The 26,431-nt window shown below is 74.6% G+C and carries 19 protein-coding genes; 11 read left to right on the top strand and 8 right to left on the bottom strand.

Annotated features, from left to right (window positions below):
* Positions 1 to 54 precede the first annotated feature (54 nt).
* Positions 55 to 1,419 (bottom strand): TolB family protein, encoded by a 1,365-nt coding sequence (locus AC27L3_RS21110; protein WP_487235614.1) that lies wholly within the window; start codon positions 1,417 to 1,419, stop codon positions 55 to 57.
* 212 nt (positions 1,420 to 1,631) lie between these two features.
* Between AC27L3_RS21110 and AC27L3_RS21105 the strand changes: the two genes are divergently transcribed.
* The gene (locus AC27L3_RS21105) at positions 1,632 to 2,594 is read left to right on the top strand and encodes a zinc-binding dehydrogenase (RefSeq protein WP_487235613.1); all 963 of its coding nucleotides are present in this window, start codon (positions 1,632 to 1,634) and stop codon (positions 2,592 to 2,594) included.
* Between the two features lie 7 nt (positions 2,595 to 2,601).
* The gene (locus AC27L3_RS21100; RefSeq protein ID WP_487235612.1) at positions 2,602 to 3,993 is read left to right on the top strand and encodes a glycoside hydrolase family 5 protein; all 1,392 of its coding nucleotides are present in this window, start codon (positions 2,602 to 2,604) and stop codon (positions 3,991 to 3,993) included.
* A 160-nt stretch (positions 3,994 to 4,153) separates the two neighbouring features.
* On the opposite strand, the gene AC27L3_RS21095 is transcribed toward AC27L3_RS21100, so the two are convergent.
* Entirely contained in the window at positions 4,154 to 4,810 is a 657-nt protein-coding gene (locus AC27L3_RS21095; protein WP_487235611.1) for a PadR family transcriptional regulator, read from the bottom strand.
* On the bottom strand, positions 4,810 to 5,655 hold the full coding sequence (locus AC27L3_RS21090) for a DUF4097 family beta strand repeat-containing protein (RefSeq protein ID WP_487235610.1): 846 nt from the start codon (positions 5,653 to 5,655) through the stop codon (positions 4,810 to 4,812). Before AC27L3_RS21090 ends, AC27L3_RS21095 begins: the two co-directional genes overlap by 1 nt.
* 115 nt (positions 5,656 to 5,770) lie before the next feature.
* Here AC27L3_RS21090 and AC27L3_RS21085 point away from each other — a divergent pair, with 115 nt between their 5' ends.
* Positions 5,771 to 6,607 carry a hypothetical protein gene (locus AC27L3_RS21085; RefSeq protein ID WP_487235609.1) on the top strand — a complete coding sequence of 279 codons (837 nt, stop codon included), beginning with the start codon at positions 5,771 to 5,773 and terminating at the stop codon, positions 6,605 to 6,607.
* A gap of 128 nt (positions 6,608 to 6,735) precedes the next feature.
* Here AC27L3_RS21085 and AC27L3_RS21080 read toward each other — a convergent pair whose 3' ends face one another.
* Positions 6,736 to 6,915, bottom strand: a complete 180-nt coding sequence (locus tag AC27L3_RS21080; protein ID WP_086567929.1) for a DUF6104 family protein — start codon at positions 6,913 to 6,915, stop codon at positions 6,736 to 6,738.
* A gap of 161 nt (positions 6,916 to 7,076) precedes the next feature.
* On the opposite strand from AC27L3_RS21080, the gene AC27L3_RS21075 reads away from it, so the two are divergent.
* The 7 genes from AC27L3_RS21075 to fxsT all read left to right on the top strand — a co-directional run bounded on the left by AC27L3_RS21075 (position 7,077) and on the right by fxsT (position 18,624).
* Positions 7,077 to 7,484, top strand: coding sequence for a CU044_2847 family protein (locus tag AC27L3_RS21075; RefSeq protein ID WP_487235608.1), 408 nt, complete (start codon positions 7,077 to 7,079; stop codon positions 7,482 to 7,484).
* A 32-nt stretch (positions 7,485 to 7,516) separates the two neighbouring features.
* Entirely contained in the window at positions 7,517 to 9,625 is a 2,109-nt protein-coding gene (locus AC27L3_RS21070) for a VMAP-C domain-containing protein (protein ID WP_487235607.1), read from the top strand.
* Between the two features lie 160 nt (positions 9,626 to 9,785).
* Positions 9,786 to 10,793: an AAA family ATPase gene (locus AC27L3_RS21065; RefSeq protein ID WP_487235606.1), complete on the top strand. Its 1,008-nt coding sequence runs from the start codon at positions 9,786 to 9,788 to the stop codon at positions 10,791 to 10,793.
* Positions 10,794 to 10,815: 22 nt separating this feature from the next.
* Positions 10,816 to 13,869, top strand: coding sequence for an SAV_2336 N-terminal domain-related protein (locus tag AC27L3_RS21060; RefSeq protein ID WP_487235605.1), 3,054 nt, complete (start codon positions 10,816 to 10,818; stop codon positions 13,867 to 13,869).
* A gap of 100 nt (positions 13,870 to 13,969) precedes the next feature.
* Positions 13,970 to 14,197 (top strand): hypothetical protein, encoded by a 228-nt coding sequence (locus tag AC27L3_RS21055; RefSeq protein ID WP_487235604.1) that lies wholly within the window; start codon positions 13,970 to 13,972, stop codon positions 14,195 to 14,197.
* Positions 14,194 to 15,534, top strand: coding sequence for an aKG-HExxH-type peptide beta-hydroxylase (locus AC27L3_RS21050; RefSeq protein WP_487235603.1), 1,341 nt, complete (start codon positions 14,194 to 14,196; stop codon positions 15,532 to 15,534). The genes AC27L3_RS21055 and AC27L3_RS21050 overlap by 4 nt, the downstream gene beginning before the upstream one ends.
* A 57-nt stretch (positions 15,535 to 15,591) precedes the next feature.
* Positions 15,592 to 18,624 carry an FxSxx-COOH system tetratricopeptide repeat protein gene (gene fxsT / locus AC27L3_RS21045; protein WP_487235602.1) on the top strand — a complete coding sequence of 1,011 codons (3,033 nt, stop codon included), beginning with the start codon at positions 15,592 to 15,594 and terminating at the stop codon, positions 18,622 to 18,624.
* A 74-nt stretch (positions 18,625 to 18,698) separates the two neighbouring features.
* On the opposite strand, the gene AC27L3_RS21040 is transcribed toward fxsT, so the two are convergent.
* The 4 genes from AC27L3_RS21040 to AC27L3_RS21025 form a co-directional block, all read right to left on the bottom strand.
* A complete protein-coding gene (locus AC27L3_RS21040; RefSeq protein ID WP_487235601.1) occupies positions 18,699 to 22,520 on the bottom strand; it encodes a multifunctional oxoglutarate decarboxylase/oxoglutarate dehydrogenase thiamine pyrophosphate-binding subunit/dihydrolipoyllysine-residue succinyltransferase subunit in 3,822 nt (1,273 codons plus the stop codon).
* A 234-nt stretch (positions 22,521 to 22,754) separates the two neighbouring features.
* Positions 22,755 to 23,864 carry a sensor histidine kinase gene (locus AC27L3_RS21035; RefSeq protein ID WP_487235600.1) on the bottom strand — a complete coding sequence of 370 codons (1,110 nt, stop codon included), beginning with the start codon at positions 23,862 to 23,864 and terminating at the stop codon, positions 22,755 to 22,757.
* A gap of 38 nt (positions 23,865 to 23,902) precedes the next feature.
* The gene (locus AC27L3_RS21030; protein ID WP_344437289.1) at positions 23,903 to 24,640 is read right to left on the bottom strand and encodes a response regulator transcription factor; all 738 of its coding nucleotides are present in this window, start codon (positions 24,638 to 24,640) and stop codon (positions 23,903 to 23,905) included.
* 109 nt (positions 24,641 to 24,749) lie between these two features.
* Positions 24,750 to 25,436 (bottom strand): spermidine synthase family protein, encoded by a 687-nt coding sequence (locus AC27L3_RS21025; protein ID WP_487235599.1) that lies wholly within the window; start codon positions 25,434 to 25,436, stop codon positions 24,750 to 24,752.
* 159 nt (positions 25,437 to 25,595) lie between these two features.
* On the opposite strand from AC27L3_RS21025, the gene AC27L3_RS21020 reads away from it, so the two are divergent.
* Positions 25,596 to 26,255 carry a rhomboid-like protein gene (locus AC27L3_RS21020; RefSeq protein ID WP_487235598.1) on the top strand — a complete coding sequence of 220 codons (660 nt, stop codon included), beginning with the start codon at positions 25,596 to 25,598 and terminating at the stop codon, positions 26,253 to 26,255.
* Positions 26,256 to 26,431: the final 176 nt, after the last annotated feature.

Raw genomic sequence — 26,431 nt, 5'->3', positions numbered from 1 at the left:
GTGCGGTCCGGCCCCACGGTCGTTCACGGTCGTTCGCGCTCATTTACGGCCGGTTCAGGGCAGACGCCGCACGAACGCGTCGAACGCCTTGTTGGTGTCACCGGGCACCACGTTGTCCGCGTCGCAGTCGAACAGCGCGACGCGGCCCGCCCGGTCGATGCCCGCGAGGAAGGAGCCCCCGTTCGGCGGGCCGCCGTCCCGCGTGACGCTGACGCGCTCGGTCGTGCCCCGGACCACGTCCCGCACGAAGACGTCCTGCGTCGTGCCGCTGTCGCCCGGTATCAGGTTGGAGGCGGTGGAGGCGAAGAAGACGCGGTGGTTGTCGGCGCTGAGGGCCAGCCCCGGCACCGAGGTGCCGTTGGACGGGGAGCCGTCGTACGCCCGGCTGATCATCTGTACGTCGCCCGTCCGCAGGTCGCGCAGGAACGTGTCGGTCAGGTTGTTGGTGTCGCCGGGCACCACCTGGTCCGAGACGGCGTTGAAGAGCACGTGCCGGCCGTCCGGGCCCAGGAGGGGCGCGCCGATCACGCCCACCTGGGCGCCCTGGTAGCCCTTGGACGCCACCTCGGTGCGCCGGGCGCGCAGGTCGCGTACGTAGAAGATGCGCGGCTGCGGCCTGCGCAGCTCCGCCGCGCCCGCCGCGGCGTCGCCGCCGGACACCAGGCCGGGGAAGCCGAGGAAGCCGACGCGGCTGCCGTCCGCGCTGATCGACGGCGACATGCTGAAGGTGTCGGCCTGCCCGTTGTCGCCGACGCTGACCCGCTCGGTCCTGCCGCGCACCCGGTCCCGTACGAAGACGTCCTGGTGCCCGTTGGTGTCCCCCGGGACCAGATCGCTGCGGGTGGAGCTGAACGCGACGAACCGCCCGTCGTGGCTGACCGACGGCGAGGTGGTGTTGGCGGCCGTGCCCGCCGGGTTCGCGACCAGGACCTCGGTGCGGCCCGTCACCAGGTCGTGCACGAAGACGTCGGTGCTGCGCTCACCGGTGTTGCGGCCCGGCGCCAGGTTGGTGGCCATCGACTCGAAGACCACGTACCGCCCGTTCCCGCTGATGACCGCGGACCACGACGCGTCATTGCCGGCCGAGCCGTCGGGAGCGGTGCTGATGCGCCGGAGCGTGCCGGTCGCCAGGTTCCGCACGTACACCTGCCGGATGCCCTCGGGGTTGCCGGGCAGCAGGGTGCGCGCGCCGGAGACGAAGGCCACCAGCCGGCCGGACGCGTCCACGCCCTGCCCCAGGCTCTCGCCGTCGGCCTGCTCCCCGGCGGGCCCCACGCTCACCCGCTCGACGAGGGCCGGCGGCGTCTGCCGCGCGGCCGCCGCCGGTGCGAGCGGCAACCCCGCCACGCAGGCCCCCAGTGCCGCGGCCGCCACCACGAGGCGTCCGCGCCGCCACCCCCGGCCCGTTCCGTCCCGCATGTCCGCCCCCTCACCCGGGCCCCGGTGGCCCGCCGAGCACGCAGCCAACTCCGTGCGGGGGACACCGGTCAATGCGGCGGTGACGCTTCCGCGCGGGGTTACGTCCGTTGCGGCAGCCGGACGTGGACGGGGCGGTCGAGGGCCCGACACGCGGCGCGCGTCACACACCCGACCGGTTCCGCCGCGCACCGGCACCCCGCTAGGTTCGGATCATGTTCGCCGCCTACGCCGCACGCATCGACCGCGACCAGCCGCTCAACGGCCTCGAACTGGGCGAGCGCCCCGAACCCGAGGCGCGTCCCGGCTGGACGATCGTCAACGTCAAAGCCGGCTCGCTCAACCACCACGACCTGTGGTCGCTGCGCGGCGTCGGCCTCGGCGAGAAGGCCCTGCCGATGATCCTCGGCTGCGACGCCGCCGGCGTCGACGAGCACGGCAACGAGGTCGTCCTGCACTCGGTCATCGGCCAGAGCGGGCACGGCGTCGGGCCCGACGAGCCGCGCTCGATCCTCACCGAGCGCTACCAGGGCACGTTCGCCGAGCAGGTGGCCGTGCCCACCTGGAACCTGCTGCCCAAGCCGGCCGAGCTCTCCTTCGAGGAGGCCGCCTGCCTGCCCACCGCCTGGCTGACCGCCTACCGCATGCTGTTCACCAACGCGGGCGTGCGCCCCGGCCAGAGCATCCTCGTCCAGGGCGCCGGCGGCGGCGTGGCCACGGCCGCCATCGTGCTGGGCGCCGCGGCCGGCCTGCGCGTCTTCGCCACCAGCCGCGACGAGGCCAAGCGCCGGCGCGCCGTCGAACTCGGCGCCGAGGCCGCCGTCGAGCCCGGCGCCCGGCTGCCGCACCGCGTGGACGCGGTGATCGAGACGGTCGGCGCCGCCACCTGGTCGCACTCGGTGAAGTCCCTCCGGCCCGGCGGCACCCTGGTGATCTCCGGCGCCACCAGCGGCCCCAACCCGCCGGCCGCCGAGCTCAGCCGCATCTTCTTCCTCGAACTCAAGGTGGTCGGCTCCACCATGGGCACCAAGGACGAGCTGAAGGACCTGATCGACTTCTGCGTCGCCAAGGGCGTACGCCCCCTGATCGACACCGTCCTGCCGCTCGACCGGGCCCGTGAAGGCTTCGAAAAGATGTCCACGGGCGACCTGTTCGGAAAGGTCGTCCTGACGGTATGACCGGGGGATGCCGACCCCGACGAGACGCACGACGGCGGTCCTCGCAACCCTGACCGCCGTCCTCGCACTGCTGACCCCCACGGCCCGGGCGCACACGGGACCCGGCATTCCCCGCCTCACCGACGAGCACGGGCGCGTCCTCGAACTCCACGGCTGGAACCTCGCCGACAAGGACCACCGGGGCGAGCAGGCGCTCGCCGACATCACCGAGAACTCCGTGCGCGACCTCGCCGCGCACGGCTTCGACCTCGCCCGCCTCGCCGTCTTCTGGGACGACCTCGAACCCGCCCCCGGGCAGTACAGCGAACGCTACCTGCGGAAGATCGAACGCGTCCTCGACTGGGCCCACCGCTACCGCGTCCGCGTCGTCGTCGACGCCCACCAGGACGTCTACGGCCCCGCCTTCGGCGGCCACCGCGGCATCCCCGCCTGGGCCACGCGCACGGACGGGCTGCCGTACACCCCGCATCCGGACGACTGGTTCTCGGAGTACTTCGAACCGGGCGTACAGGCCGCCTTCGAGCACCTCTACGAGGACGCCGACCTGCAACGCGCCCAGGCCCGCATGTGGCGGGTCCTCGCCGCACGCCTCGCCGGGCACCCCGCCGTCCTCGGCTACGACCTGATCAACGAGCCGATGGGACGCATCCGGCCGGGCGAGGACCTCTTCGCCGCCGCACGACGCATCGAGGCCACCCAGATCACCCCCATGTACCACCGCCTCGCGACGGCGATCCGCAGCGTCGACCGCACGCACTGGCTCTTCGTCGAACCCACCCCCGCCGCGGGCGAAGGCAAGCCCACCGGACTCGGCCGCATCCGGGACGCCAAGGTCGTCTACGCCCCGCACTTCTACAACGCCGCCATGGAAGCGGGCCGCGACTACGACCCGTCCTCCGGCTGGCTGGAAGCCTACGAGGCGGCAGTCGTGCGCTACCCCCGCGAACACCGGCTGCCGGTGGTGGTGGGGGAGTGGGGGCCGCTCGACAGCTCCCTGCCCCACATGGGCCGGTTCTACGAGGACGCCCTCGCCTCCTTCCGGCGCTACGCGTCGGGATGGGCGAGCTGGCAGTGGTGCTACGGGGAGACGTACTGCGCGCTCGACCGCGACGGGCGGTGGCGGCCGAACAAGGAGCGGACGGCGCAGGTGTACGCCACTGCGGTGGCGGGCGCGGTGCGGGCGGAGTCCTACGACGCCGGGGTGTACCGGCTGTCGTACGTTTCCGCGAGGCGCGGCGGGGTGACGGAGGTGTCCGTACCGGCCGCTCCGCGGGGGTGGACGGTTGCCGTGTCGGGGCCGGCCCGGGCCGACGGGCCTGCGGGACGGACGATACGGGTGCGGGCGTACGGTGCGGGATCGGTGACCGTCACCGTGGTGGGACGGGGCAGCGCCCCATAGGAGGCGCTGCCACCGCCTGTGCCCCGTAGGGGCGCGGGGAACTGCGCGACAAGCCACGACGCACCCGCAGACAGGGTGCCGTGCTGCGCCCCGGCGCCTCGACTGCGGGCCGTCGCGGGCCGATCGCGCAGTTCCCCGCGCCCCTGACGGGGCACTGCCGCTAGCGGCGCAGGGCTTCCGCGACGTGGGTTGCCGTCTCCTTCAGGAGTGCTCGTACTTCCTCCAGTTGGGCTTCCGTCACGCCGTGGTCCCTGGCCGCGTCGCGGACCTCGTCGCGGAAGCGGTCGAGGAGGCGTTCGAGGTCGCGGACGCCGCCGGTGGTGGTGCGGGAACGGGCGCGGCGGGCCTGGTCCTTCCACTCCGCCTTGGCCCGGCGCAGCTCCTCCTTCGCCTCGGTGAAGAAGTCCTCGCCGACGCCGCTGCTGCGGGTGCGGGCGCGCAGGGCTGCCTCGCGCATCTCGTGGCGCAGGGCGCCGGCGGCGCCCTGGACGTCCTCGCGGATGTCCGCGGCCAGGGCGGTCAGGGAGTCGCGGATCTCGGCTTCGAGGTCGGCCAGTTCCCCGCGCCGGGTGGCGAGTTCGGCCCGTCCGGCGTCGGTGATGGAGTAGACCTTGCGGCCGCCCTCGGTGGCGTGCGTGACCAGGCCCTCGGCCTCCAGCTTGGCCAGGCGGGGGTAGACGGTGCCGGCGGAGGGGGCGTACAGGCCCTGGAAGCGCTCCTCCAGCAGGCGGATCACCTCGTAGCCGTGGCGCGGGGCCTCGTCGAGGAGCCCCAGCAGGTACAGCCGCAGCCGGCCGTGGGCGAAGACGGGGGGCATCAGAGGACCTTCCCTTCCGGTGCGGTGGCCGGGCTGCTGAGCAGGGCGACGGCTCCCGAGACGGTGGTGACCTTGAGCCGGCCGCCGCCGTCGCCGAGCGTGCCGCTGATCCGCTTGGCGCCCCACTGCCCCGTGACCCGCAGGTCGTCGAAGGAGCAGGAGACGGGACCGCTGGTGGTGCCCGCCTCGACGCGGGCACCGGCGGCCTGCGGCAGCCGGACGGCGATCTCGCCGGAGACGGTGACCAGGTTCAGGGAGGGGTTGCGGGCGGCGCCGGCCAGGTCGATGGTCATGTTGCCGCTGACGGAGTCGGCGCGGACCTCGGAGCCGGCGGACTCGACGAGGGTGAGGTCGCCGGAGACGGACTTGAAGCTCAGCGGCCCGCGCAGGGAGTGGGCCTCCAGGCCGCCGGAGACCGTCTCGGCGTGCACGGCGCCGCTCACGCCGACGAGCGTGGTGTCGCCGGTGACGCCCTTGATGTCGGTGTCGCCGGTGACGCCGGAGACGACGGCGCTCGCGCCGACGACGCCGGCCTCGACGCGGGTGGCGGTCGGGACGGTGAGGGTGACGGTGACGGTGCGCTGCCAGGACTTGCGGTCGAACCACTTCAGCAGGTTCTTCCAGGGCAGGTCGTCGTAGGCGACGGTGAGCACGCCGCCCTCGTGGGTGACCTGCAGGGGCGGGCCCTCGATGTGGGTGAGCTCCAGGGCCGGTGCCCCGGTGTCCGTGCCCACGACGTTGACGGTGCCGCCCACGACCCGGACGTTCAGAGCGGTGAACGGCTCCTCGAAGACGAGCTTCTGCGGCGCGTCGAGGGACCACTTCGTTGGCGACCGGTCCGGCATGGCGGGCCTCCTCCTCGGAGAACGAGACTGTGACGCAACATATCGCGTCTATGGGCAACACGATATATCGCGCTTGCGGGAAGTCAAGGCCGACCGAGTGACATAGCGTTGAGGCATGTCCGCAACCGATCACGGCCGGACGGCGGGGCTGCTGCTGCTCTGCCGGGCCGATCCCGACCGCGTCCGCCCGTGCGCACAGTTCCTGCGCGAGCCGCTGCTCCTCGCCCCCGCGGGCGAGGACTGGAGCGTGCTGGTGCCCGCGGGGGAGGAGCCCTGGCGGGAGACCGGCGCCCGGCCGGCCGTGGTCGCGGCCGAGTGGGCGCACGCCCTGGCGGCCGCCGAGCCGTGGCCGGCGGTGGGGTTGTGGTGGGACGAGGAGGGCGCCGGATTCGTGGTGGCGGCCGGCTTCCGCCGTACGGTCGGCCACACATGGCTGGCCGACGGGTCACCGCTGGGCGAGGAGAGCGCCTTCACGGCGCTGCGGGCCCGCCTGGGCCTGGACCCGGTCCTCGACGCCGCGGCCTTCGACCGGCTCGTCGAGCCCGACCCCGACGCGGACGGCCCCGGCCGGCTGCTCGGGCTGGTCGCAGTTCTGTCCCGGGCCGGCCTGCACCTGCCGGCGGGCCTGACCCCGGGCGCGGACCCGGGCGCGCTGCACGCGGCCGCCGGCGCCGCGGCGGCGGAACACGTGCAGTGGCCCGGCTGGCGGGCGGCACTGGTCGAAGGACTGGCGGAGGCCGAGCGGGGACCGCTGGGCCACTGGATACGAGGGCCCCGAGCACGGGTGCTCGGGGCCGTGGAGATCGCGGCGGGAACGTCGCTGCTGGCATCCGCCCGCCGCGGGCCCGCCCGGCCCGGCCGGGCGGTGCTGGGCGCGCTGCTGCTGGCGGACGGGGTGCTGACGCTGGCGTACGACGCGTACCGCTCGCGCGGGGCCGGCAGCGCCCCGTAGGGGCGCGGGGCAGTGCCGATCTGCGGCTGCCGCCGCGTGGGCGCGATCGGCCACCGGCGCGAGCACGGCTCTTCGTCCGCAGGCGCGTCGTGGCTTGTCGCGCAGTTCCCCGCGCCCCTACGGGGCGCTTACTCGTCGTCCTCGTCGTCCAGTCGGGCCAGCCACGTGGCGAGGCGCTCCACCGGGACCTCGAAGTCGGGGTTGAGGTCGACGAACTCGCGCAGGCGCTCCGCCACCCAGCCGAGGGAGACCTCCTCCTCGCCGCGCCGGTTCTCCAGCTCCTCGATGCCGCGGTCGGTGAAGTACAAGGTGATCTCCGTGAGTACAGGGGCACGACAGTGACGGTGGGGCCCGGTGGGCCACCGGTGCCAGGATAGGCAGACCGCGGCCGGCCTTGGCCACGACCTCTCGCGTCCGTAGGCGCCCGGGCACTAGCCTGCTGCCTCATCCGTGTGACGGGGGGTGGCACGTGACGGAGGGGAACGGCATCACCCAGGTGCGCCTGGACGACGGAACGGTCGTCTGGGCCCGGGTGTCCGAGGCGCAGCAGCTGCGTACGGGCGGTGCCTACGAGGATTCCGGTGTGGCGGGCGCGGGCCGCCGCGTGGCGGAGATGGCGGGCGGGCTGTCCGACGTCGTGCGCGGCGTCGTCGGTTCGTTGCGCATGGGCCTGGCGGCGGCCAGACCGCACGAGGTCGTGGTGGAGTTCGGCATCGAGCTGTCCGCCGAGGCCGGGAAGGTGGTCAGCCTGCTGGCCGACGGCAGCGGCAAGGCGTCGGTCAAGGTCTCGCTCACCTGGAGCGAGCGCCCCGCGGACGCCGGGGGCGGTACCGGCAGCGGCGACACCGGCGACGGCGAACGGCGCGGGGAAGCTTGAGCGCCCACGAAGGGACCGTACGCCGGTCGGTCGTGCGCATTTCCGCGGCCGGAGGCGGGTATGACCGCACCGGCACGCGCTTTTGGGGCAGCGGGTTCTTCATCGCCCCGGGGTGGGTCCTGACGTGTGCCCATGTCGTGGGGAACGGGGGTGGCGAGGTGCTCGCCGGAGCCGAGGCCCTCGACGTCACCGACTGGCGGGGCCGTACGAGTGCGGGCCGGGTGGAGCTCGTCCTGCCGCCCGCGCCCGGCGGCGACCCGCCGCGGCCCTGGCCGCTGCCGGACCTGGCGCTGGTGGAGGTGGCCGGCACCGACGACGCCGAGTGCCTGTGGCTGAGCGACCGCTCCACGATGGTGCCCGCCGCCGTCAGCCTGCACGGCTGGTCGCTGGAGACGGGCGAGCTGGGCCTGCGCTTCGGCGTGGGCACCGCCAGCGGCGGCGACGGCGGCGAGGGCGAGGCCATGCTGCTGCGCGGTGAGATACCGGTGGCCGGCTGCTCCGGCGGCCCCGTGGTGGACACTGCGCGCGGCGCGGTCATCGGCGTGAGCAAGGGTCGCGGCACGGACACCGCCGGGCTGGCCGTGCCCGTCACCGCCCTGCGCCGCATCGCGGACGACGCGCGCGGCCGCGAGCGCTTGCACGCCCTCGTGCGCGCCCACGACCGTCACCACTTCGCCCGCTACCGCATCGCCGGCACCGGCAACAGCTGGACCGGCGTGCAGCAGGCGCTGCGCGCCGGCGCGCCGGCGGACGGCTTCACGCCCGTCCAGCGCACCCACCTGTTCGCGCGCCTGGCCGAGCTCACCCCGCCCACCACGCCCGGTGAGGTGATGGTGCTGGTGGAGGCGGTCAAGCGGCGGGTGATCCAGGGCCCGTACCACCCGGGCGTCGAGCACGACCCGCGCAGCTGGCGGGAGGGCGTGGGCCTGCTGTACGACCTGCCGCACGACGGGCCCGGCGCGGCCCGGGCCGCCGGGGCGCACGGCGACCTGGAGCCGGAGGCCGTGCTGCTGTACGCGGCCCGGGTGGCCGCGGCCGTGAGCCTGCTCGGCCTGGAGCGCGACCGCGAGCCGCTGCGCGAGCTCAGCACGTGGGTGAGCGTGCAGGCCGAGCCGCTGACCGGCTACATACGGGAGGAGATCCACCAGATCCTGCACGGCGGCGCGGACGTGCCCGGCGAGGCGCCCGGACCCGCCCCGGCCGGCTGCCCGGTCGAGCTGCGCAAGCCCGAGCCCCGGGACGTCGAGCCCGGCGTGGTCCAGCAGGGCGCCCGGGCGGATGTCCTGGTGGAGATCGACCCGCTGCTGTACGGCGACCGGTATCCCTGGCGGGTGAAGCTCCTGCTGGAGAACGGCGTGGTCACCCCGCTGCGGGCCGACGAGGAGGGGGCGCCGCGCGCCCGCCTGCACGAGGCGCTGCGCGAGCCGATCGCCGCCGCGCTGCGGCAGGGCGACGTCGGGGAGCACCTCGCCCAGCTGCACGTGGTCGTCCCCCGCGAGCTGTTCGACGAGCCGCTGGACGCCTGGCGGCTGACCCCGCCCGGCGCGGCCGGCCCCGGCCTCGACCCGCACACCATGCCGCTCGGCCAGCGGCGCGTGGTCGTCGTGCGCGACCGGCTGCGCCGCGACCGGCCGGGCTTCCCCGAGTGGCACCGCCGCTGGGCCGGCGTCAGCCAGGGGCCCCTGCGGGCCGTGCCGCTGCGCCGCGAGGTGCCGCTCAAGGGCCACGACGGGCCCGGCCGGGAGAGCGGATACGCCGCGTACGACCGGCTCTCCGACGCCGACCCGGCCGCCGTGCCGGTCTACTGCGGCGAGGTGGCCGCCGGCGCGGGGGCCACCGCCATGGAGGCCGCGCTGGCCGCCGGGCACGCGGTGGTGATCTGGCGCAGCTGCGCCAAGGGGCACACGGATTGCGCCGAATTCCACCGGCACGTCTCCCGCCTGGTGGCCGAGGCCGGCACCCCCGAAGGGCTGCACCGGCGCATTCGCCGGCTGCGCATCCGCTGCGGCGATCCCGAGTCGCCGGATCCGGAGGTGGAATGGGCCAGGTCGATAGCGCTGCTGTGGGACTCGCCGCTCCATCCGCCCCTGACCGATACGCCGTTGTACGCCCCCGGCGTCCGGCCGGAAACCGCGCCGTGATCCCGCGTCAATTGTTCGCCGGTGCCGCCCGATCGGGCTCGGCAGCACCCGCCCGCCGCTGTACGGTCGGGCAGGGGTCAGCGGCGGCTGGGGCGGGCGCACGCGAACTCACCGGACGACCACGGTGCTCACCGTCACCCACCACCAACGAGGAGCGCAGGTGAACGATTGGCGCATCTACCGGGGGGCCGGCCTGCCGCACGACGGAGTGCGCCGGCTGCCGCCGCCCCCGCCCTGGCGGGACTTCGCCTCCCGGGGTCCCGACACCGGCGCCGGCACCGACCCGAGCGCGGCCCGCAGGCTCGGCGTGCTGCGCCGGCTGGTGGAGAACCACCATCCCCGCCCCGAGGAGGTCGAGGCGGTCAACGCCGCCCTCTACCTGCGCCGCCCCCTGCTGGTGACCGGCAATCCCGGCACCGGCAAGTCCACCCTCGCCCACGCCGTCGCCCACGAGCTCGGCCTGGGACGGGTGCTGCGCTGGCCCATCGTCAGCCGCACCACCCTGCACGACGGGCTCTACCACTACGACGCCATCGCCCGGCTGCAGGACGTCCAGCTCGAACGCGCCGGAGGGCGGCAGGACGTCCCCCGGCGCCCCATCGGCTCGTACGTGCGCCTCGGCCCGCTCGGCACCGCCCTGCTGCCCGGCGACCGGCCGCGGGTGCTGCTCGTCGACGAGCTCGACAAGGGCGACCTCGACCTGCCCAACGACCTGCTCAACGTCCTGGAGGAGGGCGAGTACGCCCTGCCGGAGCTGGAGCGCATCGCCGACCTCGAACCGGAGGTGGAAGTGCTCACCGACGACGGCGAGCGGGCCGTCGTCCACGGCGGTCGGGTGCGCTGCACCACCTTCCCGTTCATCGTGCTCACCTCCAACGGGGAGCGCGACTTCCCCGCCGCCCTGCTGCGCCGCTGCATCCAGCTGGAGCTCGAGGCGCCCGGCGAGGAACAGCTGACGGCCATGGTCCGCGCCCACCTCGGCGACGACGCCGTCAGCGACGGCGACGAGCTCCTGCGGCGCTTCCTGGACCGCGAGCCCGGCGAGGTCATCGCCGCCGACCAGCTGCTCAACGCGCTCTACCTCACCCAGCACGCCCCCCGCGCCGAACGCGTCACCCGCGACCGCCTCGCGGACATGCTCATGCAGCCCCTGGACCGCCCCCGGTGACGAGAGACGGAGATGCTGACGGATGACGGCGCCCCCTGACGGGCGGCTCGGGCAGCTGATCGCCCGGCTGCGGGCCGCGCCCGCACCCCTGGACCTCTCGGCGGAGGAGCTCGCCGACGCCCTCTGGCTCGCCCGGTGGATCGACCACCCCGGCGAGCCGGACGGGCGCGCGCCCGGCGGTGGGCGGGAGGCGGCGGCGCGCACGGCGGGCCGGGCCGCCCCGGCGGGGCACGACCGGCCGCCGGGACCGCCGCCCCGGCCCGCCGCCGGCGATCACGCCCCCGCGGCCGTACGGCATGCGGAGAACACCGCGCCGGTGGCCATGTACGCCGGTGGCCCCGGCACCGCCGGCACCTTCCCCGTCCGCGTCCCCATGGCCGCCTCCCTGCCCGGCCTGCTCGGCCTGCAGCGCGCCCTGCGCCCGCTGCGCGGCTACCGCACGCCCGCCGCGCCCGGGCCCGGGCCGCTCGACGAGGACGCCACCGCGGACGCCGCGGCCCGCACCGGCATCGTCCAGCCCGTCCACCGGCCCGGCGAACGACCGGCGGTGGCCCTGCAGTTGCTGATGGACGCCGCCGCCTCCATGGCCGTATGGGACAGGATGCTGGAGGAACTGCGCCAGACCTGCGCCCAGTTGGGCGTCTTCCGGGACGTCCGCGTGCGCTACCTGCACCGGGCCGCCGACGGCACGCCCCTGGTGGCCACCCGGGCCGACGCCGCATGCCACGACCGCGGCGGTCGGACGCCGCCCCGCCCCGCCGGCCAGTTCCGCGACCCCACCGGGCGCCTGCTCACCCTCGTCATCAGCGACTGCGTCGGCCCCCTGTGGCAGGAGGGGCGCGCCCAGCAACTGCTGCGCCAATGGGCGCTGACCGCCCCGCTCGCCCTCGTCCAGCCCCTGCCGCCCCGGCTGTGGCCGCGCACCGCGCTGCCCGCCGGCGCCGGACTGCTCACCCGCGACCCCGCCGCGGGCGGCCGGCTGCACTTCCGGCCCGACGGCTACGCCCCGCCGCCCGCCCCCGGAGCCCTGCCGCTGCCCGTCCTGCTGCCCACCCGCGACGCCCTCGGCGCCTGGGCACGCCTGCTGTCCGGGCCCGGCCGCCGGGCCGTGCGCGGCGCCGCGGGCTGGCTGCTGCCCGGCCACCCCCCGCGCCCGGCCCCCGCCCCCGCCGCGCCCGGCCGGGCGGACCCCGGCGACCTGCTGCGGGCCTTCCGCGTCAGCGCCTCGCCCGGCGCCCTGCGCCTGGCCGTGCACCTGGCGGCCGTCCCCCTGACGCTGCCGGTCATGCAGCTGGTGCAGCGGGCGATGCTGCCCGACACCGGGCCCCTGGAGCTCGCCGAGGTGCTGCTGAGCGGCCTGCTGTGGCGGCTGCCCGACGACGGCCCCGGCACCGACGGGGAACAGTGGTACGAATTCGCCGACGGCGTGCGCGAGATGCTGCTGCAGTCCCTCGACCGGGGAGCGGCCGCCCTCGTGCTCAAGCACTGCTCCGACTACGTCGAGCGGCACTTCGGCAAGGCCGCCCGCAACTTCCCCGCCCGCGCCGCCGCCCTGCTCTCCGGGGAGCCAGCCCCCACGGGCCCGGCCCCCGCCCAGGACGCGCCCGATGCACCGGAGCCGGCCGAGCCCGAGCTGTTCGCCGAGGTCCCCGCCCGGGTCGTGCGCTGGTACCAGCCCGTGGCCGCCGACCCCGGCCCCCTCGCCCGCGCCGAACGCCTCCTCGGCCAATGGCACCTCCAGGGCGACCCCACCCTCCTGCAGGAGGCCCGCACCGCCGCCGAGAGCGCCGCCGGCGCCCCCCTCGCCGCACCCGACGGGGCCCGCGCCCGGCGCGTCCTCGGCAGCGTGCTGCGGGCCCTCGCCGGCACCGAGGCCGTCCGCCGCGAGAGTGCCGCCCGCCGCGACCTCCTGCAGCAGGCCGCCGCAGTCCTCGACGAGGCCCACCGCCACACGCCCCCCGACGACCCCGGCCACCTCGCCGCCGCCCGCGAACTGGCCGCCGCCCGCCACACCCTGTGGCGCCTGGACGGCGACCGCACCCACCTGCTGGCAGCCGCCCGCACCCTGCGCGCCCTGCCCGCCGGCGACCCCGCCGGCCACCTGCGCCTGGGCCGCGTCCTGCTCGACCTCGCCCGCACCGCCCCCGGCCCCGCCGCGCCCCACGCCGAGGAGGCCGCCACGGAACTGCGCACCGCCTGCGCCCTCATGGACGACACGCCGGCCCCCGACGGCCGGCGCTGCGCCGCCCTCCTCGACCTCGCCGCGGCCCTGCGCCTCGCCGACGCCCCCACCGCCGAGATCCTCGCCGCCCTGGAACGCGCGGGCGAGGCCGCCGTCGACGACGGCCAACTGCTGCGCTGCCGCACCGAACAGGCCCGCACCCACGCCGCCGCCGAACAGTGGGCGGCCGCCGACGAGGCGTACGCCGCGGCCGTGCCCATCGGCCCCCGCGACAGCACCACCCGCGCCGAACTCCTCACCGAATGGGGCGAGTCGCTGCTCACCCGCGCCGGCGACACCGGCGACGCCGCGACCGTCGGCCGGGCCGAGGCGGTGCTGCGCGAGGCGTACGCCGTCACCCCCGGCCGCTCCCCGCTGCTGGCCCGCACCCAGCTGCTCCTGGGCCGCGCCCTCGTCCTGCGCTTCGGCCGGCAGGGCTTCCTGCCCGACCTCTACGAGAGCTGCCACCTGCTCGAACAGGTGGCGCGCCGGGCCGACGACGGCGCCCTGCGCGCCGGGGCCTGGCTGGAACTGGGCACCGCCCGGCTCCTGCAGGCCGAGCGCACCGGCACCGTCCCCGTGGCCGACGCGGCCGCCGCCTTCGACGCGGCCGTCAAGGAGGCCCGGCGGCTGCCCGCCCCCGACGGACCCGGCTCCCTCACCGTCGCCCGCGCCCTGCACCGCTACGGCGAGGCCGTGGAGCGCATGGGGCTGCGCAGGGCGGCGCTCGCCGCCTACCGCGGCGCGCAGCGCGAATGGCGCGACCTGACGGGCCGGCTCGCCCCCGTGCCGTGGGCGGAGGTGCAGGCGACCAGAGAGGCCGTCGCCCGGCTCGCGGACGACGTGGCGCCGTGACCGGACCCCTTCCGAACGTGTTTCCGGAAAGCGGACCCTGGGAAGAACCGTGCAGCCGCGGGGCAGGCTCCCGGCGGACGCCGGCAGGGAGGAGAAGACGGTGACCCAGCTCGAGAACGCCCCGGCGGCCGACCGGACGGACGGCGCGCCGCGCACGTCGCCACTGCCCGATCTGAGCCGTACCGGCCTGCGCGGCCTGCGCACCAGCCGGGACCCGGCCCTGACGGCGGCCGTGCGCCACGTACTGGCGCACCCCGCCGAGCTGGCGGAGAGCTGGGACGACGGCAGCGTGGGCGGGCTCGCCGGTGCCCCGTGCGGCGCCCGGTGAGCCCCCGCCGGCCGGCCGGCAGCCCGCCGCCCCGGGCCGCGCGCCCCGAGCCCGCGCCCCTGCCGGCCCCCGTCCTGGCCCGGCTGGCCCGCACCCACTCCGTGCCCGGCGACCTCGCCCTGCTGCTGAGCGCTCTGCACAGCCGCCGATTAGTGCTGCTGAAATCGCTGCTCACCAGGCTGGAGGAGCCCGCCGCCGCGCCCGGCGGCGCCCGCGCCCGCTTCGAGGAGCACTGGCTGCTGCTGGAGCGGGCCGAGGTCCGCCGGCCCCACCTGGCCGGCTGGGCCCTGGACTACCCGCCCGTGGGCACCTGGCTCGTCCACGCGCTCACCGCCCCCGACGGCGCCGAACTCGCCCGGGCCCTGGAGCACTTCGGCGCCGTCGCCGCCGCCGTCGCCCTGACCTCCGGCACCGACTTCACCCTCGACCTGCCCGCGCCCGACGGCACCCTCGCCCTGCCCGGCATCGGCACCCTCACCACCCGCAGCCCGTGCCTGCGGCTGACCGCCCGCGGCCCGCTCGCCCGGCTGCGCGAGCCCGGCGGGCCCACCCGGGCCGTCCTGCTGCGCTCCGGCGGCCGGGTCACCGGCGCCGGGCCCGGCTGGCACGGCCTGGTGCGGCTGCCGGGCAGCACCGCCCGCCTGGAGGACCTCGACCCCTACCGCACCCCGCCCACCGGCGTCGGCCGCGCCGCACTGCCCCCCGCGGACCGCGGCACGCACCGCGCCTGGCCCCGCACGTGGCGCGCGGCGCTGACCCTGCTGCGCGACGCCGACCCCGCCCGCGCCGCCGAGGTGACGGCCCTGCTGCGCTGCCTGGTGCCGCTCGCGCCGCGCGACGGCGGCTCCGGCGCCAGCGCCACCTTCCGGGCGGCGCCCGGCGCGGTGCTGGCCACCCCGCCGGGCACGGCCGCGGCCCTGGCCGAGGTCCTCGTCCACGAGACCCAGCACAGCAAGCTCGCCGTCCTGCACGACCTCGCGCCCCTGCACCGCGCGAGCGCCGCCCCGCGCCACCGCGTGCCCTGGCGGCCCGACCCGAGGCCGCTCGGGGGCGTCCTGCAGGGGACGTACGCCCACCTCGCGCTCGCCGACTTCTGGGCCCGGGCGGCGCGCCGCCCGCACCTCGCGCCCCGTGCGCGGCACGGTGCCCGCGCCCGCCGCGATTCCTACCTCCGGCAGGTCGCGCAAGCCCTGCCCGTCCTGCTTGAATCGGCTGAACTGACCTCCGTCGGGCGGCAGTTCGCGGCCACCATGGAGCGACACCGGGCCTGTCTCGAACAGCCGGACGAGCGCGTCACGAAAACCGACGCACTGTCACGTGATGGTGACGTAGGGTAATCTTTGTCGGGCCGGCTCCCTGGCCGGTGCGGCGCGAAGGACAAGGGAGGCGTGCGGATGGCCACGCAGCGGCAGGCCGCCGGCACCGGCGCGCAGGGCACCGGCGCTCAAGGAGGGGGCGGCGAGCACTTCCTCGTCGTCTTCGCCGGGTTCCACCGGCCCTGGGCCACCTGGATCGCCCACCGCCTGGAGACCCACGGCCACCGGGTCAGCCTGCACCGCTGGGATCCGCCGCGCGAGATCCCCCTGGAATCCGCGCTGGGCGACCTGCTGCTGGCCTCCGGCCGCATACTGCTCGTCCTCAGCGACTGGTTCTTCCAGCTCGGCCCCCGGCCCGAGGGGGAGTGGAGCGAGGCCCTGCGCGGCGTCGTCGCCGCCAACGCCCAGCGCTTCGCCGCCGTCAACCTCACCAACCGCGCCCTGCTGCCCGCCACCGCCGTCCTCGAACCCGTCGACCTGTGGGGCATCGGCGCCCAGGAGGCCGAGCGCAGACTGCTCGGCAGGCTCGGGCTGCCCACCGGCGGCCCCCGCCGCCCGGTGCCGGCCGGCCCCGGCTCCCGCTACCCGGGCGACCCGCCGGCCGTCTGGGGCGAGGTCCCCCGCCGCAACGTCCGCTTCACCGGCCGCGACGACCTGCTCAACCGCCTCCAGCAACACCTCATGGACGCCGAGCACAGCACCGCCGTCGTCGCCCTGCTGGGCATGTCCGGCATCGGCAAGACCCAGATGGCCGCCGAGTACGCCCACCGCTTCAGCTCCGACTACGACGTCGTCTGGTGGGTCAACTCCGACACCCGCGGCACCCTGCGCGAACGCCTGGGCGAACTCGCCCCCGAGCTCGACCTGAACGCCGGCTCCGAGCCCGGCGAGCGCATCCGCGCCCTGAAGGAGGCCCTGCGCCGCGGCGACCCGCACGGCCGCTGGCTGCTGATCTTCGACGGCTGGGACGACCTCGAAGGCGCCGACGACGTCCTGCCCGAGGGCCCCGGCCACGTCCTGATCACCTCCCGCAACCGCGGCTGGGGCGAGGGCCGCGCCATGGTCCTCGACGTGCCGGGCTTCGAGCGCGGCGAGAGCACCGGCTACCTCATGCGCCGCGCCCCGCGGCTGACCGCCGCCGAGGCCGACGAGGTCGCCGCCGAGCTCGCCGACCTCCCCCTCGCCCTCGTCCAGGCCGCCGCCTGGCTCGGCGAGTCCGACATGGCGGTCGGCGACTACCTGCGCATGGTCCGCGACGGCGAGCTGTCCGAACTCGCCGACCAGACCGGCCTCGACGACGTCCCGCGCTCCTCCCTCACCTCCTGGTCGATACTGATCAACCGCCTGCGCGAGGCCCAGCCCCACGCCGTGGAGCTGCTCGCCCTGTGCGCCGCCTTCGCCCCCGGCCGCATCCCGATCGGCCTGGTGCGCCACCTGCCCGCCTCCGACCTGCCCGAGGGCCTGGCCTGGCTCGCCACCGACCTCGCCGGCTGGACCCGGGCCCTGGACACCCTCGTCAACTACTCCGTCTTCACCCGCGACACCCGCACCGCCCTCGCCGGCGAGGAACCCGGCCCCGAGCAGGAGTCCGTGCACATGCACCGGCTCGTCCACGACATCGTCGGCCGGCTCACCTCCCCCGGGGAACGGGCCCTGCACCGCAAGGTCGTCCGCCGCACCCTCGCCGCCGCCGACCCCGGCAACCCCCAGGACAGCCGGCTGTGGCCGCGCTACGCCGAGCTGCTGCCCCATCTCGAACCCTCCGGCGCCCTCGCCAGCCGCAACGAGCGCGTCCAGGAGACCGTGCTCAACCTGCTGCGCTACTGCCATCGCAGCGGCGAGTTCCGCACCGGCGTCCAGCTGGCCGAGCAGGTGCGCCAGGCATGGTCGGAGTTCCACCCGCCGGAGCACCCGCGCATGGGCGAACTCACCACCCAGCAGGGCAACATCCTGCGCGCGTACGGCTCCTTCCGCGCCGCCTACGAACTCGACCGCGAGCTGCTGGACCGGCTGCGCGCCGCCCCCCGCACCGAGGGCACCGCCCTGATGACCGCCACCAGCTGCCTGGCCGCCGACCAGCGCTACCTCGGCCAATACACCGAGGCCCTGCAGGCCCAGCGCGAGGTGCTGGAGACCGCCCTCGACCTGCTCGGCCCCGACGACTACCTGACCCTCCTCGCCCAGCACAACCTCGGCGCCGGCCTGCGCCTTCTCGGCCGCTACGCCGAGGCCTACGAGGTCGACCTCGAAACCCTGCGCAAACGCGAGTCCCTGCTGCGCGCCCGGCACCCCGCCACCCTCGTCTCCGGCAACGCCTGCGCCCGCGACCTGCGGCTCATGGGCCGCTACAACGACGCCCTGGCCCGCCAGGAGCTCGGCATGCGGCTGCACCTGCAGGTCCTGGGCCCCCAGCACCCGCAGACCCTGCGCGCCCGCCACAACCTCCTGCTGTGCCAGCGGCGCGCCGGAGTGCTGCAGGACGCCGGAGCCGCCATGGCCAGCCTGCTGGAACACACCGAGCAGGTGCACGGCCGCCGCCACTACGCCACCATCGGCCTCGTCGTCGACCACGGCAACTACGCCCGCGAGCACGGCGACCTCGGCCAGGCCCGCGAGCTCATCGCCGAGGGCGAGGCCGGCTTCCGCGAACTCCTCGGGCCCGCACACCCCATCAGTACCGGCATGCTCACCAACACCGGCCTGATCCTGCAGGCATCGGGCGACCGGGCCGAGGCCCTCAGCCTCTTCGAGGCCGCCCTGGCGGGCCTGACCGCCACCCTGGGGCCCGACCACCCGTGGGTGCTGGGCTGCGCCCTCAACACCGCCGGCGGGCGCAACTTCACCGGGCGGCTGGACGCCGCCCACGAGCTCAGCCGCGACACCCTGCGCCGGGCCCGGCAGGCCCTGGGCGACGACCACCCCTTCACCCTCTCGTGCGAGGTGGCGCTCGCCATGGACCTGCGGGGGCTGCGCGAGCACGAGGAGGCCGGCAAGGTCGAGGAGGACGCCCTGCAACGCCTCACCCGCACCCTCGGCGCCCAGCACCCCCACACCCTCGCCGCCCGCCAGCGCATCCGCCCGTACTGGGACTTCGAGCCCTACCTGGGCTGACGGCGCCGGGGAAACGGGCAGGGCCCGTACCACCGAAGTGGTACGGGCCCTGCTGTGCGGCCAGAGGCTCGGGCTTACGCCTCGAAGACCTCGGCCACGAGCTGCGCCTGCTCGGCCTGGTGACGCTTCGCCGAACCCACCGCCGGGGAGGACGAGTGCGGGCGGGAGATCCGCCGCAGCCGCTCCCGGGCCGGGATGTCGGCGCCGACCGCCAGGTCCAGGTGGTCGATCAGGTTGAGCGCGATGAACGGCCAGGCACCCTGGTTCGCCGGCTCCTCCTGCGCCCAGATGTACTTCTCGGCACCGGCGTACTTCTTGAGCTCCTCCTGCAGCTCCGCACCCGGCAGCGGGTACAGGCGCTCCAGACGGATGAGGGCGGTGTCCATGGCCCCGCGCTTGACCCGCTCGGCCTCCAGGTCGTAGTAGACCTTGCCGGAGCAGAAGACGACCTTGCGGACGTCCGCCGGGTTGACCGTGGAGTCGCCGATGACCGGGCGGAACCGGCCGCTCGTGAACTCCTCCGCCTTCGACGCCGCGGCCTTCAGACGCAGCATCGACTTCGGGGTGAAGACGATGAGCGGCTTGTGGTGCGGGTTGTGGACCTGCCAGCGCAGCAGGTGGAAGTAGTTCGACGGCAGCGTCGGCATGGCGACCGTCATGTTGTTCTGCGCGCACAGCTGGAGGAAGCGCTCGATGCGGGCCGAGGAGTGGTCCGGGCCCTGGCCCTCGTAGCCGTGCGGCAGCAGCAGGACGACGCCGGAGGTCTGGCCCCACTTCTGCTCGGAGGAGGAGATGAACTCGTCCGTCACCGACTGGGCGCCGTTGACGAAGTCACCGAACTGCGCCTCCCACATCACCAGCGCGTCCGGGCGGGCCAGCGAGTAGCCGTACTCGAAGCCCATCGCCGCGTACTCGCTGAGCAGCGAGTCGTAGACGTTGAAGCGCGCCTGGTCCTCGGAGAGGTAGAGCAGCGGGGTGTAGTCCTCGCCGGTCTCCCGGTCCACCAGCACCGCGTGGCGCTGGCCGAAGGTGCCGCGGCGGGAGTCCTGGCCGGCCAGGCGGACGGGGACGCCCTCCATCAGCAGCGAACCGAAGGCGAGGGTCTCGCCCATGGCCCAGTCGATGGTGCCGTCCTCGACGCTGGAGGCGCGCCGCTGCAGCTGCGGCAGCAGACGCGGGTGCACGGTGACGTGCTCCGGCAGGGTGACCTGGGACTCGGCGATCCGCTTGACGACCTCCTGGGAGATCGCGGTGTCCACGGCGACCGGGAACTCCGGCTCGGCGGCGGGCACCGGGGCCTGGGCCGGCTCCGACGTGGCGTCGCGGACCTCGGTGAAGACCTTCTCCAGCTGGCCCTGGTAGTCCTGCAGCGCCTGCTCGGCCTCCTCCAGGGTGATGTCGCCCCGGCCGATCAGCGACTCGGTGTACAGCTTGCGCACCGAGCGCTTCTTGTCGATCAGGTCGTACATCAGCGGCTGGGTGAACGAGGGGTTGTCGGCCTCGTTGTGGCCCCGGCGGCGGTAGCAGATCAGGTCGATGACGACGTCCTTGTTGAACGCCTGGCGGAACTCGAAGGCCAGCCGCGCCACGCGGACCACGGCCTCCGGGTCGTCACCGTTCACGTGGAAGATCGGCGCCTCGATCATGCGCGCGACGTCGGTGCAGTACAGCGACGAGCGCGAGGACTCCGGCGGCGCGGTGAAGCCGACCTGGTTGTTGATGACGATGTGCACGGTGCCGCCGGTGCGGTAGCCGCGCAGCTGCGACATGTTCAGCGTCTCCGCGACCACGCCCTGGCCCGCGAAGGCCGCGTCGCCGTGCAGCTGGATCGGCAGGACGGTGAAGTCCGTGCCGGCCTTGCCGATGATGTCCTGCTTGGCGCGGGCGATGCCCTCGACGACCGGGTCGACCGTCTCCAGGTGGGAGGGGTTGGCGGCCAGCGAGACCTTGATCTGCTCGCCGTCCAGGCCGGTGAAGGTGCCCTCGGCGCCCAGGTGGTACTTCACGTCGCCGGAGCCGTGCATCGACTTCGGGTCGAGGTTGCCCTCGAACTCGCGGAAGATCTGCGCGTAGGACTTGCCGACGATGTTCGCGAGCACGTTCAGCCGGCCGCGGTGGGCCATGCCGATGACGGCCTCGTCCAGGCGGGACTCGGCGGCCGCGTCCAGCACCGCGTCCAGCAGCGGGATGACGGACTCGCCGCCCTCCAGCGAGAAGCGCTTCTGGCCGACGTACTTCGTCTGCAGGAACGTCTCGAACGCCTCGGCCGCGTTCAGGCGGCGCAGGATGCGCAGCTGCTCCTCGCGCTCCGGCTTGTGGTGCGGGCGCTCGACGCGCTCCTGGATCCAGCGGCGCTGCTTGGGGTCCTGGATGTGCATGTACTCGATGCCGGTGGTGCGGCAGTACGAGTCGCGCAGCACGCCCAGGATGTCGCGCAGCTTCATCATCGACTTGCCGGCGAAGCCGCCGACGGCGAACTCGCGCTCCAGGTCCCACAGGGTGAGCCCGTGCTCGGTGATGTCGAGGTCGGGGTGCTTGCGCTGGCGGTACTCCAGCGGGTCGGTGTCGGCCATGACGTGGCCGCGGACCCGGTAGGAGTGGATCAGCTCGAAGACGCGGGCGGCCTTGGTGACGTCGTCGTCGTGGGAGGCGTCGATGTCCTTCAGCCAGCGGATCGGCTCGTAGGGGATCCGCAGCGCCTCGAAGATGTCGTCGTAGAAGTTGTTCTCGCCCAGCAGCAGCTGGTGCATGATCCGCAGGAACTCGCCCGACGCGGCGCCCTGGATGACGCGGTGGTCGTAGGTCGAGGTCAGGGTCATGACCTTCGAGATGCCCAGCTTGTTCAGGGCGTCCTGCGAGGTGCCCTGGAACTCGGCCGGGTACTCCATGGCGCCGACGCCCATGATGACGCTCTGGCCGGGCATCAGGCGCGGCACGGAGTGGACGGTGCCGATGCCGCCGGGGTTGGTGAGCGAGCACGTCACCCCGGTGAAGTCGTCCATCGTCAGCTTGTTGTTCCGGGCGCGGCGGACGATGTCCTCGTAGGCCTGCCAGAACTCGAAGAAGTTGAGGGTCTCGGCCTTCTTGATGGCCGCGACGACCAGCTGGCGCTCACCGTTCGGCTTGACCAGGTCGATGGCCAGACCGAGGTTGACGTGCGCGGGCTTGACGAGGGTCGGCTTGCCGTCCTTCTCCATGAAGGAGTAGTTCATCGACGGCATCAGCTTCATCGCCTGCACCATGGCGAAGCCGATGAGGTGGGTGAAGGAGACCTTCCCGCCCCGGGCGCGCTGCAGGTGGTTGTTGATGACGATGCGGTTGTCGAACAGCAGCTTGACCGGCACCGCGCGCACGCTGGTCGCGGTCGGCACCTCCAGGCTGGCGTTCATGTTCTTCGCCACGGCGGCGGAGGGGCCGCGCAGCGTCATGAACTCCGTCTCGGCGGCCGGGGCCGCCTCCTCGGCCTTGACGGCCTTCTTCACGACCGGCTTGGGCGCGACGGCCTTGGCCGGGGCAGCGGCGGCGGGCTTCGCAGCCGGAGCCGGGGCGGCCTGCGCGGGCTTCGCCGGGGCGGCCGGAACGGTTGCGGCCTGGGCCGCGGCCGGGGCGGCCGGGGTCGCAGCACCCGCACCAGCGGCCGGCGCGGCACCGGGCGCCGCGGGGGCGGCCGGGGCGGCCCCGGTCACCTCCGGCGTCGGCGGGGCCGACGCCGTGCCCGGCTTGTAGTCGGCGAAGAAGTCCCACCAGGCTCGGTCGACCGAGTTCGGGTCCTGGAGGTACTGCTGGTAGATCTCGTCGACGAGCCACTCATTGGGACCGAACACATCGGCAGGACTCTTGCCCTGCCCGGCTTGGTCGGTCGAGACGCTCGAGGTGTTGGGGGACTGTGGCGACACGGCGGCAACCGCCCTCTTCCGCTTCCTAAGGTGGTGGACAGCGGGAATAAAGGCTACGCCTGTCGGGACCCTTAATGCAGGCCACCCCGGCCAGTCGTCGCCTAAGTCACACTCTGCCCCGGGTTTCGGGGCATGGCGACGCGGGAAAACCCGGAGGTTCTGCTTCCTCCCGGGTTCCCCGATCACCGGACCGTGCCCCGGTCCGGTCGCGGATGTGTGCTCCCACCAACGACCCTACGCCAACCCGGCCCGCGGGGCCTGTCCCGGAAGCGTGACCTTGATGCGGCAGCCACGGGGCGACTCCGCCACCCCGATGCTCCCGCCGTGCAGGTCCACCGCCCAGCGCGCGATGGCCAGCCCCAGTCCGGTGCCCCCGTCACCCGGCTGGCCGGCCGGCTGGGCACCGGAGCCCCGGTTGAAGCGCTCGAAGACCCGGTCCCGTTCGGAGGCGGGGATGCCCGGGCCCTCGTCCAGCACCTCCAGGGCCAGGGACTGCGGCCCCTCCCCCCGGCGCGCCCGGACCGTCACTCGGCCGTGTGGGGGACTGTGCTTGACGGCGTTGTCCACCAGATTGGCGACCACCTGGTGCAGCCGCTCGACGTCCGCGTGGGCCGTCAGCTCCGGCGGCGCGACGTCCAGATGCAGGTGGACGTCCTTGCGGGCGCGCGGAGAGGAACCGCTGCCGCAGGCCATGCCGGCCTCCTTGAGCACCCCCGCCAGATACGGCCACACCTCGAAGCGCCGGGCGCGCAGCGGCACCACCCCGTTGTCCAGCCGGGACAGATCCAGCAGCTGCTCCACCAGCCGGCCCAGCCGCTCGGTCTGGCGCAGCGCCGTGCGCATCGTCTCCGGATCCGGCTCCGAGACCCCGTCCACCACGTTCTCCAGCACCCCCCGCAGACCGGCGATGGGGGTGCGCAGCTCGTGCGAGACGTTGGCCACCAGCTCCTTGCGGTGGGTGTCCACCGCCTCCAGGTCGGCCGCCATCCGGTTGAAGGCGTCCGCCAGGTCGCCGAACTCGTCCCGCCGCCGGGCCCGCACCCGGCGGGTGTAGTCCCCCTGCGCCATCGCCCGGGTGACCTCGGTCATCTCGTCCAGCGGGGCGGTCAGGCCGTGCGCCACGAACTGGGTGATCAGCAGCGAGGCGATGATCGAGAACACGGTGATCACCCGCAGCTCGGTCGCCGAGCGGATCGCCATGAACACCAGCAGGGTGGTGATCGCCACCGAGCCGATCACCAGGGCGCCGAGCGCCGCCTTGACCGACCGGTACGGATCCAGGGGCCGCAGGGCCAGCCAGAGCCGGCTGCCCAGCCCGGGCGGCGGGGTGCTGCCGTCAGTCATGCCGCCTCACCAGCCGTGCCTCACCCGTCATGCCGTCCTCACGCCGCCGGCGTCTCCAGGGCGTATCCCACCCCGTGCACCGTACGGATCCGCTCCGCGCCGATCTTGCGGCGCAGCGCCTTGATGTGACTGTCCACCGTGCGGGTGCCGGAGGCGTCCGCCCAGTCCCACACCTCCGCCAGCAGCTGCTCGCGCGAGAGCACCGCGCGCGGGGTGTTGGCCAGGCACACCAGCAGGTCGAACTCCGTCGGCGTCAGGTGCACGTCCCCGCCGCGCACCCGCACCCGGCGCTGGGCGTGGTCGATCTCCAGCTCGCCCAGCCGCAGGATGCCGCTGCGCGGGGTGTGCGCGGCCAGCGTGGCCCGCTCCACCCGGCGCAGCAGCACATGCACCCGCGCCGCCAGCTCCCGCATCGAGAACGGCTTGGTCATGTAGTCGTCCGCGCCGACCCCCAGCCCGACCAGCATGTCGGTCTCGTCGTCGCGCGCGGTCAGCATCAGGACGGGCACCGGCCGCTGCGCCTGCACCCGGCGGCACACCTCCAGCCCGTCGAAGCCCGGCAGCATCACGTCCAGCACCAGCAGGTCCGGTTGCCACGCCTCGGCGGTGTCGACGGCGGCGGGGCCGTCGCCCGCCGTACGCACCTGGAACCCCTCCGCCCGCAGCCGGGCCGCGATGGCATCGGTGATCGTGCGGTCGTCCTCGACGACCAGCACCCGGCGCTGTGCCCCGACGCTCGCCGCGGCACCGCTCGGGCCGATGTGTGTCTGTTCCATACGCCCCGCCCCTAGCGTCCTCCATGCGGAAATCCCGGCACCGGTGCCGGGAATCCCCGCCGGTCCTGCAGCTGTGCAAGGCAGGGTACGGGCACCCGGCGCGGCTCGGCTACGCGGCGCGGATCGCGAGGTGGACGACGTCCGGGACGCCTCGGGCAACCGCGATCTCTTCCGTCGTTACCCCGGCGAATCCGGCATTGCGAAGGGCTTGTTCGAACGCCGGCGAGGGCTGAGCCGACCACACGGCGAGCACCCCGCCGGGCGCCAGCCGCCGTCGGCAGGAGGCCAGTCCGGCGGGGGAGTAGAGGCTGTCGTTGTCCTCCGTGACGGTCCAGTCGGGGCCGTTGTCGATGTCCAGGCACAGCGCGTCGAAGAGGGGGCCCGACCGGTCCGCCAGGTACGCCACCAGGTCCGCGTGCACCACCTCCGTACGGGGATCGGCCAGGGCCGCGCCCGAGATCGCCGACAGCGGGCCGGCGCGGTGCCAGTCGATCACCGCCGCCTCGCGCTCGACCACCGTGATACGCCCCCAGCGCCGCTCGGCCGCCGCCCGGGCGAGCGAGAACCCCACCCCCAGTCCGCCGATCAGCACCGACGGCCCCTGCCGCCCCGCCGGCAGCGCGGCCAGCGCCGCGTCCACCAGCAGCCGCTCGGACCGCCCGTCCGAGGTGTCCATCAGGAAGCAGCCATTGGCGATGATCTCGTGGTGTCCGCCCCGGCGGCGCAGCACGACCTCACCGTGCGGCCCCTCACGGCGGTCGATCACGACCGGCGCATCAAACGAATCGACAGGCATTGCGTACCTCCTCGCGTCGTTGGCGAACCGGCCGACGCCGAAAAGCGTCAAGAGGTTGACAAAGGTGACCCGAGTCACGCCCCGGAGTTGATCCGGCGGCCGGTCCTGCACCTTAATGTTCAGATCCGGGAGGACGTGCACGGAAAGGGGCCTGACCGAGTGACTGCGGTTGACGCCGACAAGCGCCCCGCCGCGACCACCCCTCGCCGGAGCCTGATACGGCTGCTGCCCACCCCCACGGGCACGCCCTTCACCTTCTCCTACGGCCTCGTCCTGCTCGCCACCGCGATATACGCCGACCTCGGCGACCAGGCCACCGTCACGCAACTGCTGAAGGAATCCAGCACCGACGCGGCCCACCTCGCCGACCGTCCCGTCCTCGTCCTCCTCGCGAGCGCCCTGTGGGTGGCCGGCGGCCTGTACTCCGCCTACGGCCCCGCCCTCCTCCTCGTCCTCACCGCCCTCGAACGCCGCGTCGGCGGCGCCCGCACCGCCGGCGTCTTCCTCGCCGGACACGTCCTGGCCACCCTCGCCACGGAACTCCCCGTGGCGGGCGCGGTGGCGGCCGGCCGCCTCCCCGAGGCGTCCCTGCACCGCCTCGACTACGGCATCAGCTTCGGCCTCATGGCGTGCGTGGGCGCCCTGTCGGGCTTCCTGCCACGGGTGGGGCAGTGGCTGCTGCTGGGGGTGGCGGGGGCGATGTGCGCCCAGGACCTGATCGAACTCATCGACCCCATGTCGAGCTGGGGCCACCCCATAGCCCTCCTGATCGGCCTGGCCTGCCACCCCTTGCTGCGCGACCGCCCTGTCGGTGGCTGAGCCCGGGTGCCGCCCTCCCCCCGTCTCCCCGGGGGCTCCGCCCCCGGACCCCCGGTCCTCAAACGCCGGACGGGCTGCAATGCAGCCCGTCCGGCGTTTGAGGACCGGGCGCCAACCGTGATCGCTCACAGCGAACACCCGCCCGGGAACATCCCGCACCGGTCATGCATTGAGTC

It is taken from the genome of Streptomyces sp. PKA51 (genome assembly GCF_057552455.1).
The sequence above is the reverse complement of the archived record's forward strand: the minus strand, read 5'-3'. Positions and strand labels throughout refer to the sequence as shown.

What these genes read in the sequence shown, in the direction of transcription:
- AC27L3_RS21110 (WP_487235614.1), bottom strand. Translation starts at nt 1,419, where the DNA reads ATGCGGGACGGAACGGGCCGGGGGTGGCGGCGCGGACGCCTCGTGGTG.
- AC27L3_RS21105 (WP_487235613.1), top strand. Translation starts at nt 1,632, where the DNA reads ATGTTCGCCGCCTACGCCGCACGCATCGACCGCGACCAGCCGCTCAAC.
- AC27L3_RS21100 (WP_487235612.1), top strand. Translation starts at nt 2,602, where the DNA reads ATGCCGACCCCGACGAGACGCACGACGGCGGTCCTCGCAACCCTGACC.
- AC27L3_RS21095 (WP_487235611.1), bottom strand. Translation starts at nt 4,810, where the DNA reads ATGCCCCCCGTCTTCGCCCACGGCCGGCTGCGGCTGTACCTGCTGGGG.
- AC27L3_RS21090 (WP_487235610.1), bottom strand. Translation starts at nt 5,655, where the DNA reads ATGCCGGACCGGTCGCCAACGAAGTGGTCCCTCGACGCGCCGCAGAAG.
- AC27L3_RS21085 (WP_487235609.1), top strand. Translation starts at nt 5,771, where the DNA reads ATGTCCGCAACCGATCACGGCCGGACGGCGGGGCTGCTGCTGCTCTGC.
- AC27L3_RS21060 (WP_487235605.1), top strand. Translation starts at nt 10,816, where the DNA reads ATGACGGCGCCCCCTGACGGGCGGCTCGGGCAGCTGATCGCCCGGCTG.
- fxsT (WP_487235602.1), top strand. Translation starts at nt 15,592, where the DNA reads ATGGCCACGCAGCGGCAGGCCGCCGGCACCGGCGCGCAGGGCACCGGC.
- AC27L3_RS21035 (WP_487235600.1), bottom strand. Translation starts at nt 23,864, where the DNA reads ATGACTGACGGCAGCACCCCGCCGCCCGGGCTGGGCAGCCGGCTCTGG.
- AC27L3_RS21030 (WP_344437289.1), bottom strand. Translation starts at nt 24,640, where the DNA reads ATGGAACAGACACACATCGGCCCGAGCGGTGCCGCGGCGAGCGTCGGG.
- AC27L3_RS21025 (WP_487235599.1), bottom strand. Translation starts at nt 25,436, where the DNA reads ATGCCTGTCGATTCGTTTGATGCGCCGGTCGTGATCGACCGCCGTGAG.